The organism is Streptomyces sp. NBC_01335, assembly GCF_035953295.1.
In the GTDB taxonomy this organism is placed as follows: domain Bacteria; phylum Actinomycetota; class Actinomycetes; order Streptomycetales; family Streptomycetaceae; genus Streptomyces.
The window spans coordinates 6,245,473-6,259,553 of sequence record NZ_CP108370.1; the positions used below are offsets into that span (position 1 = coordinate 6,245,473).

Annotated in this window: 13 protein-coding genes; 1 reads left to right on the forward strand and 12 read right to left on the reverse strand. The window is 70.4% G+C overall.

The window, feature by feature from the left end:
* Window positions 1-16: 16 nt before the first annotated feature.
* The 12 genes from OG599_RS26815 to OG599_RS26870 form a co-directional block, all read right to left on the reverse strand.
* Window positions 17-2,089, reverse strand: coding sequence for a hypothetical protein (locus OG599_RS26815; protein WP_327178524.1), 2,073 nt, complete (start codon window positions 2,087-2,089; stop codon window positions 17-19).
* A 95-nt stretch (window positions 2,090-2,184) separates the two neighbouring features.
* Entirely contained in the window at window positions 2,185-3,402 is a 1,218-nt protein-coding gene (locus OG599_RS26820) for an amino acid--tRNA ligase-related protein (RefSeq protein ID WP_327178525.1), read from the reverse strand.
* Between the two features lie 10 nt (window positions 3,403-3,412).
* Entirely contained in the window at window positions 3,413-4,390 is a 978-nt protein-coding gene (locus tag OG599_RS26825; RefSeq protein ID WP_327178526.1) for a radical SAM protein, read from the reverse strand.
* Window positions 4,391-4,679: 289 nt separating this feature from the next.
* On the reverse strand, window positions 4,680-6,185 hold the full coding sequence (locus OG599_RS26830; RefSeq protein WP_327178527.1) for a class I adenylate-forming enzyme family protein: 1,506 nt from the start codon (window positions 6,183-6,185) through the stop codon (window positions 4,680-4,682).
* On the reverse strand, window positions 6,182-6,622 hold the full coding sequence (locus OG599_RS26835) for a 3-aminobutyryl-CoA ammonia lyase (RefSeq protein WP_327178528.1): 441 nt from the start codon (window positions 6,620-6,622) through the stop codon (window positions 6,182-6,184). The genes OG599_RS26830 and OG599_RS26835 overlap by 4 nt, the downstream gene beginning before the upstream one ends.
* Before the next feature lies 1 nt (window position 6,623).
* Window positions 6,624-7,022 carry a holo-ACP synthase gene (locus OG599_RS26840; protein ID WP_327178529.1) on the reverse strand — a complete coding sequence of 133 codons (399 nt, stop codon included), beginning with the start codon at window positions 7,020-7,022 and terminating at the stop codon, window positions 6,624-6,626.
* An 11-nt stretch (window positions 7,023-7,033) separates the two neighbouring features.
* Window positions 7,034-8,308 (reverse strand): diaminopimelate decarboxylase, encoded by a 1,275-nt coding sequence (locus tag OG599_RS26845; RefSeq protein ID WP_327178530.1) that lies wholly within the window; start codon window positions 8,306-8,308, stop codon window positions 7,034-7,036.
* 95 nt (window positions 8,309-8,403) lie between these two features.
* Window positions 8,404-9,273 carry a hypothetical protein gene (locus OG599_RS26850; protein ID WP_327178531.1) on the reverse strand — a complete coding sequence of 290 codons (870 nt, stop codon included), beginning with the start codon at window positions 9,271-9,273 and terminating at the stop codon, window positions 8,404-8,406.
* Window positions 9,270-9,545 (reverse strand): acyl carrier protein, encoded by a 276-nt coding sequence (locus OG599_RS26855; protein ID WP_327178532.1) that lies wholly within the window; start codon window positions 9,543-9,545, stop codon window positions 9,270-9,272. Before OG599_RS26855 ends, OG599_RS26850 begins: the two co-directional genes overlap by 4 nt.
* Window positions 9,542-10,522, reverse strand: coding sequence for a 3-oxoacyl-[acyl-carrier-protein] synthase III C-terminal domain-containing protein (locus OG599_RS26860; protein WP_327178533.1), 981 nt, complete (start codon window positions 10,520-10,522; stop codon window positions 9,542-9,544). The genes OG599_RS26855 and OG599_RS26860 overlap by 4 nt, the downstream gene beginning before the upstream one ends.
* Before the next feature lie 304 nt (window positions 10,523-10,826).
* Entirely contained in the window at window positions 10,827-11,624 is a 798-nt protein-coding gene (locus OG599_RS26865; RefSeq protein ID WP_327178534.1) for a thioesterase II family protein, read from the reverse strand.
* Entirely contained in the window at window positions 11,621-12,985 is a 1,365-nt protein-coding gene (locus tag OG599_RS26870) for an MATE family efflux transporter (RefSeq protein ID WP_327178535.1), read from the reverse strand. The genes OG599_RS26865 and OG599_RS26870 overlap by 4 nt, the downstream gene beginning before the upstream one ends.
* 144 nt (window positions 12,986-13,129) lie before the next feature.
* On the opposite strand from OG599_RS26870, the gene fabD reads away from it, so the two are divergent.
* Window positions 13,130-14,077, forward strand: coding sequence for an ACP S-malonyltransferase (fabD, locus tag OG599_RS26875; RefSeq protein WP_327178536.1), 948 nt, complete (start codon window positions 13,130-13,132; stop codon window positions 14,075-14,077).
* Window positions 14,078-14,081: the final 4 nt, after the last annotated feature.

The window sequence follows — 14,081 nt, forward strand, 5'->3', positions numbered from 1 at the left end:
ACGATGCGGTCTGCGTTCAGGCGCGTAGCCAGAGGCCCCTGGTCCAGCAGCGGACACCACCGTCGGCGGCGACGACGACCTTGAGCGGATGCTGATCGGGCCGGGTCCGCCCGGCGTCGCTACTGCCCGTGAACTCGACGACGCGCTCCTCTCCCGCCGCGAGTTCGACTTCCTCGGTGGAGGCGAGAGTGCACTGCACCAGCGGCTCGTTCGAGATCGCGGCCCCGATCGAGACCGTCGAGGGGCGGTCGGCGGGCGCGGCGACAAGGACGCTCAGGACGAATTTCTCACCGAGCCGTACCTCGGACGGCAGTCGCAGGCGGACATCCACGGGGAAGTCCTCGCCTCCCGCGGCGACTTCGCCGCAGCGGGCGCAGATGAGATACATCTGCTCCGTCCCCGTCCCGGCCGACGGCCGAACGCGGTGATGGATCGCGGTCACGCTGCCGCACTGGGGACAGGGAAGCGCTTCGCCCTCCGTGCGGACGGACCATGGGCGGCGCCAACTGTCGGCGTAGGAACTGAAGTTCTGTCGTATCCAGTCCGTCTCGCCGGCGACGATCCGAGACTGGAAGACGGAGAGCTCCCGCATCACGGCCTCGGACTCGGCCGCCGCCGCCCGAGCCTCTTTCACGACGGTGGCGGTGGCCCGGGCGTGGAGAGCCCGTGCCCCTCTGTCGCGGAGGGAATCGAGGTGGGAGAAGTCGGCCTGGACACCGACGTTTCCCAGACCGTCGAGCCGGGCGAACCACGGTTCTGTCCGCTCGGCCCACTGCCCGTCGGCCCTGCCGGGGACCCGGGTGACAGGACCCGGTCGTCGTCCGGCCGACGCGGTCAGGGCCCAGCTCGAATCCCCGCCGGGGCGCGGCAGGATCAGAGGGCCGTCGGGCTCCTCCGCCATGACCGGACCTCCCTCGACCCGTACCGCCGCGGAGGATTCGGCGAGGTGCACCTTGTCCGGGACGGACCGAAGGGTCACCGAGGAAGGAGTGGCCTCCACCGGGGCCAGACCCGCGTCCCCGAACAGCACCAGCCGGCCCATCCCGTCCGGATCGGCCTCGATGACACCGTTCACCTCGGCCAGTGCCCGGCCCAGGGGAAGGCCGGCGCGCATCAGCGCCTGGAACAACTGGCCCGCGTGCGGGGCTCCCTTGCGAATGCCGGTCCCGACCGCCGTGGCGACCGTACGCCCCTCGAGCATGGTCAGAGGCAGGGAGACACTCGGAGTCACGGCGCCCGCGCCGGCCACCGTCAGACGGCAGCCGTCGAGAACCACGAACGCGGCACGCAACTCCGAGGCGCGCAGATGCGCTTCGACCGGTACGTCAGCGCGCCAGCATCCCTTGCCCTGCTGACAGGCGGTGGGATGTTCCCGGAAGTCGCCGGCGGGCGGAGAGTCGCGCAGAAGCGGATCCTCGGAGTCGCGACCGCAGATGCCCCCACCGTTGAGGTGCATCACGCAGTCGCGCGCGTGGCTCCTGCCCGCGAGCATCGCCACACCGGAGCCGATCGCGCCGCGGAGCTTCGTGGGGGTGACTCCCAGACCGACGAGCCTGCGTTCGGCGGGAGCCTCGACGGTGACCGTGTCGAAGGAGAGGTCCTGCCAGCTTTCCGCGGCCGCGGGCCCATGCAGGATCGTGCGCACGGCGAGAGCACTCGCCGAGGCGAGACTCCGGGTCACGAAGAGACCCAACTGCGCGTCGTGGGGCAGTGCGGCGAACAGCTCCGGCGTGATGGCACCGACCGGGGCGACGACCGTCACCGGCTCGCGCCGGCTGTGCTCGACCGCCGCGGCGAACGGTGCGCCCACGCACGGGCGCCCGGTGGCGCCGGCCAGTACCTCACCCACCCCCGTGTAACGGTCGTCGCACACGTACACCTGACCGTGCCACTGTCGCGGCGCGGTCTCCGACACGGTCGGCAGGCCGTCGATGGTCGTGCGGAAGGTGTCCCAGTACGGGGCGAGGACGGGGAGTGGGGCGTCCGGCCGCCCCACTCCCCGCGCGTGGCGGAGATAGGCCGATTCCGTGTCGACCGCCACGACGGTACGTCCGGCGACGCGAAGGACCTCGGGGGACTGGCCCTGCATGAGTCTTCCTCCTGATACGGGATGGTTGTGGGTCACATGGGTGCGCTTCTCGGCGTTCGAGACCGGCGCTCGCGGGATGCGGTCCCGGGGTCCGCTCAGGGCTCGAGGTGATCGACGAACCGGGGGAACGGCACCAGCTGCCTGGTATTGCCCAGCCCCATGCACTTCGCCATGAGCCGGTCGATGCCGAGACCGAAGCCGGTGAGCGGTGGCAGGCCGCTCTCGAGGACGCTCAGGTAGTAGCCGAAATGCTCCGCGTCGAGCTGTTGCTCGGCCATCCGCTGTCTCAGGCGCTCGGGAGAGGTGACGCGTTCGCCACCGTCGATGATGTCGACCTCGTCCCAGTACAGCCTGAAGTCGTTCGCCACCTCCACCTCGTTTCCGCCGAGCCGCTCGTGACGGGTGGACGAGAAGAAGGCCTTGTGCGCGGCGGGCATGTCGATGACCCAGAAGAGAGTTCTGCCCAGATGCCGCGCCACCGACCGTGCGTGGTAGCGCTTGATCCGGTTCCCCCGGGTGAGCGGGGCGCACTCCTCGTCCTTCGCCGTGATGGCGAGCACCTCTTCGTAGGTGACGACGGGTACGTCCTCGAGATGGCGGTCCGCGACGGGCGCGCCCGTGTGCGCGCAGACCGTGCGGACGATCCGGTCCGACAGGGCGATCATGTCGTCCCGGTTCCGGTAGGCGGCTGTCGCCTCCAGGATGAGGAACTCGCTGAGGTGCTGCGAACTGTGGTTGATGTCCGCGCGGAAGAGCGGTGAGATCTCGAACACCGAGGAGAAGTCACCAGCGGCGAAGGCCGTGTGGAAAAGCAGGTTGCTGAGCGTCAGATAGGCCTCCTGACCGAAGAAGTCGACCTTGAACTTCATGGTGGGGCCGTCCGCCATGTGCCCCACGATCCGTGGGGACTGGACCTCGACGTACTTCTCGTTCTCCATCAGGTCCCGGACGGCCTTGATGGCCGTCCACTTCGTCAGGAGCCGCCGGTGGACCTCGGGCAGCCTCATGTGGACGTGCTGTTCGGTGAGGATCTCCCTGCTGTACGGCAGTTGCCGCATCCGTGCCGTGGTGGTGGACGTGTTCTCGCCGGTCACCTCGTAGTCGTCGACCACGATCTCCTCGGAGAACTTCCTGGACTTCGTGGTCGCTCGCAGGGTTCCGGTGAGGCGGACGACGGACTCCTCCGCGATCCTGGGCCTGCCGGGAAACACGCACAGGTACTCACGGTCCGGGCAGCGCAGCACGGCGAACGCGAGCCGCTTGCCCATGGGCCTGATTTCGTAGAGGCGGCCCGAGAGTGTGGTCCGGGACATTTCAGACTCCTCAGACGAGCGGAAGCATGGCCTTGTTGGCACGGTTGACGCGGTGTTCCTTGGCGGCTTCGGTGAGCATCTGGCCGCAGCCTCCGTCGATGTCGCGTGCCTTGCTCGGCATGATGTAGGTCGGCAGCCCTCCGGCCACGAGGCGGTCGCGGAAACGCTCTACGACGTCTTCCTCCACCCGGCTGAACGGCAGGCCGGGAACGTCGTTCCACAGCAGGAGCTGGACGCGGAAGTACCGCGGGTCAAGCAGCCCGATGAGCCGGTCGGCGTCCGCGTCGTCGTCGTTGACGCCGTTGAACAGCAGGTAGCTGACGTCGATGACCCGTCCGTGGGCGCGGGCGAACCGTTCGGCCGCACGCAGGAGTTCGGCGATGGGGTTCGCCCTGTTGAGCGGGATCAGGCGGGTGCGCACCTCGTCGGTCGTGGCGTGCAGGGAGAGGAACAGATCGACCGAAGGGGCCTGTTCCGTCAGGGTGTCCAGGGCCGGGAGCACACCCATGGTGGATACCGATATGTGGGCGACGCCCGGGTCGGACTCCAGCAGGGACACCGCGCGCAGGACCTCCTCCAGGTTGAGCAGAGGTTCGCCCATGCCGGCGAAGATCACCCGGGTGGGCGTGGTCCGCTCCTCCAGCACGCGGGTCCGCCGTACCTGGGCGACCATCTCCTCCGCCGTCAGGTCTCGCCTCATCGGCTGGAGACCCGTCGCGCAGAAGCGGCATGCGACATTGCACCCGGCTTGACTGGACACACACACGACGTGGCCCCGCGAGTCCCGCACCGGCGTGGCGATGCGCTCGTCCGGCACGGCGGTGGATCCGTCTCCGCCCAGGGTGAACGAGAGGCTCTCCACCTGGTTTCCGTCGTGGAGCCGCCAGAGTGTCTTGGTGCTGCCGTCGCTGCTCGTGGCCTGCTCGACGGGGACGACGAGCAACGCCTCGTCGATGGGGCCGGAGTGCCGCGGAGAGCTGGGGTTCATGGATCTGCTTCCTTCCGTCCGTGTACGCGTCGCGGTGCCGCCGACGGCGGGTTTCCGTGCGGGGGAGCCCTGGCGCCGCGGGGCCCGTGGGGTTCTGGGAGCGGGCGGGGCGGCCCGGAGGAGCCCTCGGGAGAGCGGTCCCTCGCACTGGCTCTCCGCCCACTCTGCCGTGGCCACGGGGGCCGCAGAAGGCCTGGCACGTGGACTGAACCGGCCTTGGCACGTTGTGTCCGGCTTCGCGGGACCGGGTCTGCGGGCAGGGCGTCTTCCGGGCCCGGGAGGCGTGCTCTCAGGTGGCGCCGGAGGATTTCGCGTCGCGTATCCGGTCCGCGAGCGCCCGGCGGTCGACCTTTCCGTTGCCGTTCAACGGAAGCTCGCCGAGGACGGTGCACGAGGGCGGCACCTTGACCGCCTCGATCTGTTCGCGCATCCGGAGAAGGACCTCCGCGGGTTCGAGCTCCGCGACCACGACGAGTTCGGCGGGACGCCCGGCGTCCGGCGGCAGGACCACCGCCCTCGCGACACCCGGCACCCGTCGGGCCGCCGCCTCGACTTCCGTGGTGCTGACACGGAAACCTTGCTGCTTGTAGAGGTCGTCGCGGCGTCCGTCGAAGTAGACGTACCCGTCCGCGTCGACCCAGCCGTAGTCTCCGGTCCGCAGTTCCGGGAACAGGCCGTGGCGGCGGGGGAAGCGCCGCTCGGTCAGCTCGGGGCGTTCCCAGTAACCGGCCATCACGTTCGGTCCGCTCACCGTCAGTTCACCGGTCTCGCCGGCGGGCAGTCGCTCACCGTTCGCGTCGCAGGCGAATACCTCGGTGCCCGGCAGCGCGAGTCCGCACGAACCCGGGCGGTCCAGGTCGCCGTCGGGGGGCATGATGGCGGCGCGTTTGCACTCGGTCAGGCCGAACATCAGATGGATACGTGCCCCGGGCAGTGCCTCCCGCAGTTCCGCGAGCGTCGAGGCGGAGACCGCGGCCCCCGTGTTGGTCATCAGCCGCAGCGCGGGACGCGGGCCCGACGACCGGCGGAGCAGCCAGGCGAGGCTGTCGCCCAGGGAGGGGACCATCGGCAGCACCGTGGCCCGGCACTCCAGCAGCCGGCTCAGCAGCAGCGGTCCCGAGTCCCTCGCGTCCCCGAGACGCACGTGGGCTCCCGAGAGAGCCCCCAGGAAGACCTGGTAGAGGCCGTAGTCGAAGGAGAGCGGAAGCGGGCAGAACACCGTGTCGTCCGGCCGGTAGTCCAGGACGGACTGGATGGCGGAGAGCGCGAAGACGGCTTGCCCGTGGGTGCTGACGACTGCCTTGGGCGCGGACGTGGTGCCGGACGTGTAGATGAGGCACACGGCGTCGCCGGACAGCGGCGCGGGCCACGACGCGATTTCAGGTCCGTCGTCGTCGGCGTCGAGCGCCTGCGGCGGGACGGCGGCCAGCCCTCGCGCCTCGGCGGCTCGCAGCGCGCTCTCGTCGTCGGAGACCACGAGAGCCGGGCGGCAGTCGTCCAGTACGTGGTCCAGCGGAACGCCGCGTACTTGTTCGTGCACGATGCAGAACGCCACTCCGAGCCGTGACGCGGCCAGGGCCAGCGCCGGCACGAGAACACCGGTGGGCAGGGCGATGACCAGCCGGTCGTGGCGTCGCAGCCCCATGGCGTACAGCGAACGGGCCAGGGCGACCGTCCTGGAGCGCAGTTGGCCATGGGTCAGCACGGTGCGGGCGTCGGAGACCGCGGGGCTGTCCGGCCACGTGCGGGCCGCTTCGTCGACGAGGTCGTGCAGCAGCGGCGCGACGGCGTTCACCGTCCGGCTCCGGCCCGGCCGGTACGTGCCGACGACTCGGAGACGGCGGCCCAGGGCAGGACCAGGGTGCCCTGGCCCTCGCAGACGAGAACCTTCTGGTCCAGGACCTCGGCGCGGGAGGGACCGAGGTCGTAGCGGGCGGAGATCACCTTGTGGGCGGTGAACCCCACGAGGCATCTGAGGCGCGACCGGAGTTTCAGCTCGGCGGTCGCCTCGATGAAGTCGCCGGGCCTGAGCGGCGCCGTGAAGCGCAGCCCGGTGTACTCGGACAGCAGCCCCTCGTCACCGCAGGAGCGGACGCCGATTTCGGTGGCCAGGTCGCCGAAGACGCGCAGGACGAACGCGGCGTCGATCAGTTCGCCGCCGTAGTGGGCGTCCGCCTGGCCGAGCCGCAGCCGTATGCGGGAGGTGATGGCCGGGGTCGTGTGCATCGACATGTCACTCCAGGAGAGGATGGGCGATGGCGACCGCGATCGCCACACCCTTCTTGTGGGCGATCGAGACCGCGACCGAACCGATGCCGGTCGTGGCGGCGTGATCGGCGGCCCGTCCCAGGAGCCGCACGACGGGGCTCCCGTCCGCGCGGCGGCCGATCTCTATGTGGCGCGGAGCGATGGCACGGCCGGCTCCCCGGCCGATCGCCTTGACGACCGCCTCCTTCGCCGCGAAGCGGGCCGCGAGGAACTCCTGCCTCCGGGCAGGACCCAGCGAGTCGGCGTACCCGCGCTCCCAGGGGCTGTAGGCGAACTCGAGGAACCAGGAGCGCGTGATGAGCCGATCGAGTTCGTCGACGCCCAGGATGTCGACACCGGGGCGGGCGGCGGGGTGAGGGGGCACCGGTTCCACGGCTACAGCTCGACCAGGGTCTGCGGGTCCAGGAGGTCGTCGAGCGTGTCCCTCCTGCGGACCAGGTGGGCCTTTCCGTCGTGGACCAGGACCTCGGCGGGATAGCCGTGGCTGAGGAAGCGGCCCGGCGAGGCGCTCGGACCGTACGCGCCGGAGCGTCCGACCCCCAAGAGGTCTCCGGGGCGGACGGCGGCGAGGGTGACATTCTTGGCCAGCACGTCGGCCGGGGTGCAGAGGGGACCCGTGACCGTGCACCTCATCGTCGACGGTTCGCCGCGGTGGTCCAGTACCCCCAGAGGAAAGTTGCGCCGGACGAAACTGCCGACACCGACGGCCGCCATGTGGTGGTTGGTCCCGCCGTCGGCCACCACGAACGTCTCGCCCATGGACTCCTTGACGTCCAGGACCCGGACGACGTACGTGCCGGACGCGGCGGTGAGATGGCGTCCTGCCTCCAGGATGAAGCGGCAGCCGGGGTGCGTGCGGGCGAAGTCGTCCACGGCGTCGTTGATCCCGTCGACCAGGGCACCGAGGTCGGGGTCCTTCTCGTGTTCGAAGTACGCCACGCCGATGCCTCCTCCGAAGTCGACGGTACCGAGCGGGATACCGAGGTCCTCGGAGAGCCGTCCCGCCACGGCGAGGACCGCGCGTGTGTTGTGGACGACGTCCTCGTGCCGGAGGAACCGGGTCCCCAGATAGGCGTGGATCCCCGTGACGCGAAGGTGGCGCAAGGAGGCCAGTTCCGCGCGCGACCCGCGCAGCAGGTCGGCGTCCATGCCGAACTGGCGGGGCTTGCCGCCCATGGCCAGACCCGAACCCGATGTCGGGACAGGGGGGTTGACGCGCAGCATCACGGGGACGCGGGCGGCCCTGTCGGAGAGTGCCGCCACCCGGTCGAGCCGGCGCAGCTCACCGAAGGACTCGCAGACCACCGCGCGGATGCCGGCCCGCACGCAGGCGGCGAGCTCCCGGGCGGTCTTGCCCGGCCCGAGGAAGATGATGTCCTCGGGCGCGAACCCCGCGCGCAGTGCGGTGAACAGCTCTGCCTCGGAGGACACTTCCGCTCCGGCTCCGAGCGATCTGAGGCAGGCGCTGACGCTGATGTTGGGGTTCGCCTTCAGCGAGTAGAAGATGTCCACCGAAGGGCGCAGCCCGTCCCGCAGCCTGCGGTAGTCGTCGCCGATGGACTGTGCGTCGTAGACGAACAGGGGGGTCCCGAACTCCTCGGCGATGCCGGAGACCGGCAGGCCCTGGATGCGGGTTTGGTGATGGGGCATGCGCAAACCTCGTTCTCTCGGGAGCGGAAGGCCGGGGTGAGGGGGGAATGCCGCCGCGGACCGCGTCCGCCTCCGCACTCGGGTCGGTACGTTCCTCACCGGGCGCGGGCGTCCGCGGCCGGAGTACGGGAGCCGGTGCGCAATGCCAGTAGATGGCTGTTCCCGGGGGCGCGCGCATCGGTCTCACACAGCACGACCAGGTCGTAGGCCGCGCTCCATGCCGAGTGGTTCCGGGCGAGTTCGAGCCAGACACCGGTGCTGTACACCGCTCTGTCCACCCGGTGCACGGCTGCCCCCGGTGGGACGGGCAAGGCCGGATCGACATGGGGCCCCAAGACGATCAGCACCCTTCGAGGGCCGTTCTCCTCGGCGTACCGGGCCAGGCTTTCGCCGAGGGGGGCGGTGGAGTCGGGGCCGCGCATCTCGGACACCTCCTCGACGCGCGCGCCGTCACCCGCGTCCAGCACCAGGAGCACCGCCGAGTCGGACGGCCGGGCCTTTCCGAGGCCCGCGCCGGGCACCGCGTGGGTGCTCTGCTCGGCGATCAGGACCGCCGTTTTCCGGGCCCGGCCGGACCGGTGCTGGGCCGACGCGATCCGCAGCGCGGTGAACGCCGCGGCGCTGCCCTGTTCCGAGACGGTGAAACGGCGCCGCGCTCCGCCCAGGCGGCCGTACAGGTACGGAGCGACCGGGGCGTACGGATGGAGGTCGGGCAGCGCGCTCGCCACCACGATCAGATCGGGGCTGCCCGCCTCGGCGGCGACCACGTCGTCGGCCAGCAGCGCCTGCGCCAGGTCGAGGTGACTGACGCGTGGACCGGAGCGGAGCAGTTCATGGTCCACGAGTGCGTCGAACGGGCGGTGGAGGTCGTCGGTGTACATGAGTTCCAGCGGCCCGGGGACCCAGCCCGACCCGGTCGGGGAGACCACGGACGCCGCCGCGCGCAGAGCTGGACGGGAGGTCAAGGACGCACCTCCTCGCCCTGCTGTGCGGTCAGTTCCCGGAGGACGAACGCGGCGAAGGTGCCCACGGTCCTGAAGTCGTCCATGTCCAGCGACTCGGGGTCGACGAGCAGGCCGAAGGCGTCCTCCATGGCCATCAGAAGTTCGAGGCTGGTCGTCGAGTCGAGGTGCAGGTCCTCGAACAGGCGGGTTTCGTCGCTGAGACCCGACACCGGGCGGTGGAGCGTCTCGGAGAGCCCGGCTTCGACGGCTGCGACAACGGTGCGGTGGTTCACGGTCGGTTTCCTCCTGTGGGAAGAGGACAGGGCGGCCGGGTGAGAACGGTGGCTGCGTAGCTGCCTCCCACACCGACCGCCGCCATCAGGTAGTTCCCTCCGGCACGGATCCGGCCCTCGGCCCGGAGCGTCGCGTAGTTGATGAGGGGGTCGGCGGAGAAGCAGTGGCTGTAACGGGGGATGTTTTCCAGGAAGACCGTGCTCAGGGGGATGCCCAACGACTTCGCGGCCTGGCGCCAGAAGGTCTTGTTCACGTTGTGCGGGACCACCAGGTCGAGGTCGTCGAGGGTCAGGCCCGCCTCGGCCACGGCCTGAAGCATCGTCTCGACGAGGAATCGCACGCCGGTCTCGCCGGTCTGCCTCGCGTCGTCCGGCGGCCGGACATCGTCGCGGACCGCGTGGGAGCGGATCACGTCACCGTCCCCGCCCAGGGTCAGCAGACACGCCGCTGCCCCATCCGCGAGCAACTGACCCAAGGAGTAATCCAGTTGTGCCAGTGGAGAGAAGACGCGCTCCCCGGAGACGATCAACGCGCAGTCACCCTCCGCTCCTTCGGCGCGCAGGAGGTCCGCGGCGAGGTCCAGGGCGACGAGGCTCTGTGCGCAGTTGTGCTGGGTGACGGCGAACGCGTCGGCGTGTTCCAGACCCAGCGACGAGGCGAGGATCCGCGCGGGGTCGACGTCGGCCGGTGCCACCTGCTGGACCGCGTGCGCGTAGATGACGTAGCGGACCCGGTCGGGGCGGTCGAGGGCCGCCACGACCTCGACCGCGGCCGGCAGAAGCAGGTCGAAGAGGCCCGAGTCCGGGTCGAGCCGCAGGTTCTCCAGGCCGTGGACGCGCCGGAAGACGCGACGCTGCGCCGTGGACAGCCCGTGGTCGTCGAGTACTTCCTCGACGGACATCTCCCTGTCGGGGAAGTGCGAGGCGACCACGCCCAGCGTCACCGGCAGCGGCCGCGCGCGCGTGGTGACGCTCATCCTCGCACCGCCGGACACCGGGGCCGTCGGCCCGGCTTCGGAAGGGCGGGGGTCGCGCGTGGGGTGGTGGAGTTTCCGGTGCCGGAGCTCCGGCGCACTCGATCTCTCACGGTGTCTCTCCTGCTCGTACGGACCGGCTTGGAGCACGACGGGGCCCGGCTGCGTATCGCCGTGCCGTGTTCACTGTGCCCCGCGCGCGACGGTCGGAGAAGATTTACCGGATGGACAGAACCGGCCCTGGCCTGTTGCGGCCTTTCGGCCGGGCGGGACAGGCCGGCGCCCGCTCGGCAGGAAGAAATTCCTCTCATGCGTTCCGCCCGCCCGCCCTGTCGATATCCTCGGCGACAATGCGGACCAGTTCCCGCTCCGACTGGCCGAGATAGAAATGGTCGCCCGGAAACATCCGTACGCCCGACCAGTTCTCGGCGCAGTGGCGCCATTCGCGCAGATCGCCGGGAGAGCACACGGGGTCGCGGTCTCCGCCGCAGGCGGTCACCGGAGTCCGCATCAGGGCGGGCCCCGCCACGTGGTGGCGGTTGAGCAGGCGGTAGTCCGCGAGCAGGGGCGGCAGCAGCAGTGGCCGCAGCTCGGGGTCGTCGTACGCCGCGAATCCTGGCCCGGACAACTCCCCGACGGAGCGGAGGATCTCCGCCTCGCTCAGATGGGGGACGTTGTCGCGCTGGGCTTCGTGCTGCGGGCCCCGGCCGGACACGTACAGGTGCAGAGGCGTGGCCGGCCCGTCCCGTTCGAGCAGCCGCGTCACCTCATGGGCGACGGCCGCTCCCATGCTGTGTCCGAACAGGACGAAGGGCAGGTCCAGATGGGGCGTCAGCGCCTCCAGGACGCGCTCGGTCATCTCCTCCATCGTCCCGACGCAGGGTTCACCGAGGCGTTCCTGGCGTCCGGGGTACTGCACGGCGAGCAGCTCGACGTGGTCCGGGAGGTGTGCCCGCCACCCGTGGTAGAGGCTCGCGGTACCGCCCGCGTGCGGGAAGCAGACGAGCCGGACCGTCGGGGCGTGCCCCGCGTACCGCCTGAACCATCTCTCCCTCGGAGGGGGCGACGGCCGGCTCCCCGCTGAGGGCCGGGGTTCGGGCGTCATGAGGAGGCCACCCGTCCGCTGTGCCGGTGGAAGAAGAAGGCCTGCCCGGCCAGCAGTGCCAGATTGGCGCAGGCCAGGGCGGTCCACAGAGAGGTGAGGCCACCTCCGGACGCGGTGATGGCGACCGTGAGGGCTGCCAGGGCCCCGTAGGCGGCGGCGAAGACGGCGAGGCTGGGTACGGTGCGCTTCAGCCCGATCAGGCCGAACCCGAATACCGCCTGCAGCGCGTCCGTGGCGACTACCAGCAGGACGAGCGGCAGGAGGTCGGTCACCCGTTCTCGGAGCACCGGATCGTCGGTGTACACGGACACCACGTCGCGGCGCAGGACCAGCAGCACCGTCCCCAGCACGACCACCGCGCCGAGGGCGACGGACGCCCCGGCGAACAGAACGCGCCGGATCCGGCCGGCTTCCCCGGCCCGCACGTGACCGGCCATGAGAGGGACCGTCGCCTGGCCGACCGCGACCGCCGCGGTGAACATCAGATTGACCAGGGAGAGGGAAATGCTGTGAGCGGCGGCGCTCCGGGTGCCCGTACGGGCGGCGGAGAACCCGATGACGCCCAGCACGGCGAACTTGATCAGCACGGTGGCGGCCAGCGGGATGCCGACGCGGGCGATCCTGAGCACCTCGCGCGGGCGCAGAGGTCCAAACACGAGGGGCCGGCCGCCGAGCGCGGGGGAGCGCCGCAGCGCGCGGTGGGCCCAGGACGCGCCGATGGAGCTGGACGCCAGCATGGCCAGGCCCGCACCGGGCAGCCCGAGGCCGGAGAACGAGCCCACGCCGCCCACCAGGAGCAGGGACAGGACCACCGCGGTGCCGGTGCCGGCGAGTCCTGCCCGCATGACGGACTTTCCCTGCCCGAGGCCCACGAGCGTCGAGGTCGAGGCCGAGCCGAGCGAGGTGACGACCAGACTCGCGGCGAGCAGCCACGGGAAGATTCCGAGCTGCTCCAAGGTGCTCGCCGGGACACCGCCGAGGCGGCCGATCAGCGGGACCGCCGCCACCGCGACCGCCCCCGTCAGGCCGACCCCCAGGCCGAGCCACTTCGCGTCGCGGACCATCGGGAGCAGCTCGTCGGGGTCTTCCCTGTGCGCCGCCACGAAGGGCATGACGCCCCGCATGGCGCCGGCGACCGCCGCCGCGGAGGGGCTGTAGACCGCGATGGTGACGGCGAAGGCGGCGAGGGAGACCGTCCCGTGGCGACCCAGCACGGCGGTGTCCACCAGAGCCCCCGCCGAAGCGGCGACCATCGTCACGTAGAGCGGCAGTGCGACCGAGGCTATCTTCCAGGCACTGCTTCCGGAGACCCGGGAGAAAACAGACGAATTACTACCGCTCAGAGTCTTCGTTTCGGTCATGAACCCTACCGTTTCCATTCTTGGACATGATGATCAAGCGTGCCGGAGCAATTGATGTCGCCCAGTCGAAAGGTATTTACAAAACAATCCCTGCGGGTACTCTGGCGGCTTGACAGTGAATTGACTTCGTCGTGGGGAAAGTAAATGAGTAGGCATGCTTTTGTGTTTCCGGGACAAGGATCCCAGGCAGAGGGAATGGGAAGCGACCTGGCCCGGGAGAGCGACGGTGCCGCGCGCTCGTATTTCGGAGCGGCGGACGACATCCTGGGGTTCGGGCTGAGCCGGCTGTGCTTCGAAGGGACGGCGGACGAATTGCTGGACACGTCGGTCACACAGCCCTGCGTCTTCGTCACCGGCCTCGCCTTCGCCACCGCCCTGCGGGAGCGGGGCGTGACGCCCGAGGTGGTCGCCGGGCACAGCCTGGGTGAGTACACCGCGCTGGTGTCGGCCGGTGTGCTGGACTGGGAGGACGCACTGCGACTGGTGCGCCTGCGAGGGCAGCTGATGGCGCGGGTCAACCTCCGCACCCCGGGCGGCATGGCCGCCGTACTGGGTCTGCCCTCCACGACGGTCGAAGACCTGTGCGCGCGGACGGCGACGAGCGGGCGGGTCGAGGTCGCCAACTACAACTCCGCCCTTCAGACGGTCGTTTCCGGCACCGCCCCCGGCCTGGAGGAGTTCGCGCGCGCCGCGATGGAGGCTGGTGCGGAGCGAGTGGAGCCGCTGCGCACCGGCGCTCCTTTCCACTCCAGCGCGATGAAGGACATCGAGCAGGAGTTCGGTGATCGTCTGGACACCGTGGAGTTCGCCGATCCTTCGGTCCCGGTGATCGCCAACGTCCACGCGGGATACGTCGGATCGGGCACCGAGGCGCGCGACCTGCTGCGCCGTCAGCTCTCCTCGCCCGTGCAGTGGCACCGGACCGTCGAACTCCTGCGGGCCGAAGAGGTCGACGCACTCGTGGAGGTCGGCCCCGGAAGGGTGCTGACCAATCTCAACCGCGTCACGGCCCCCGCGATCCCCGCGATGGCCGTCGGCACGGTGAAGCAGCTGGACACGGCCGTGCAACGGCTCGCTCCGGCGCGGGTCTGACCGG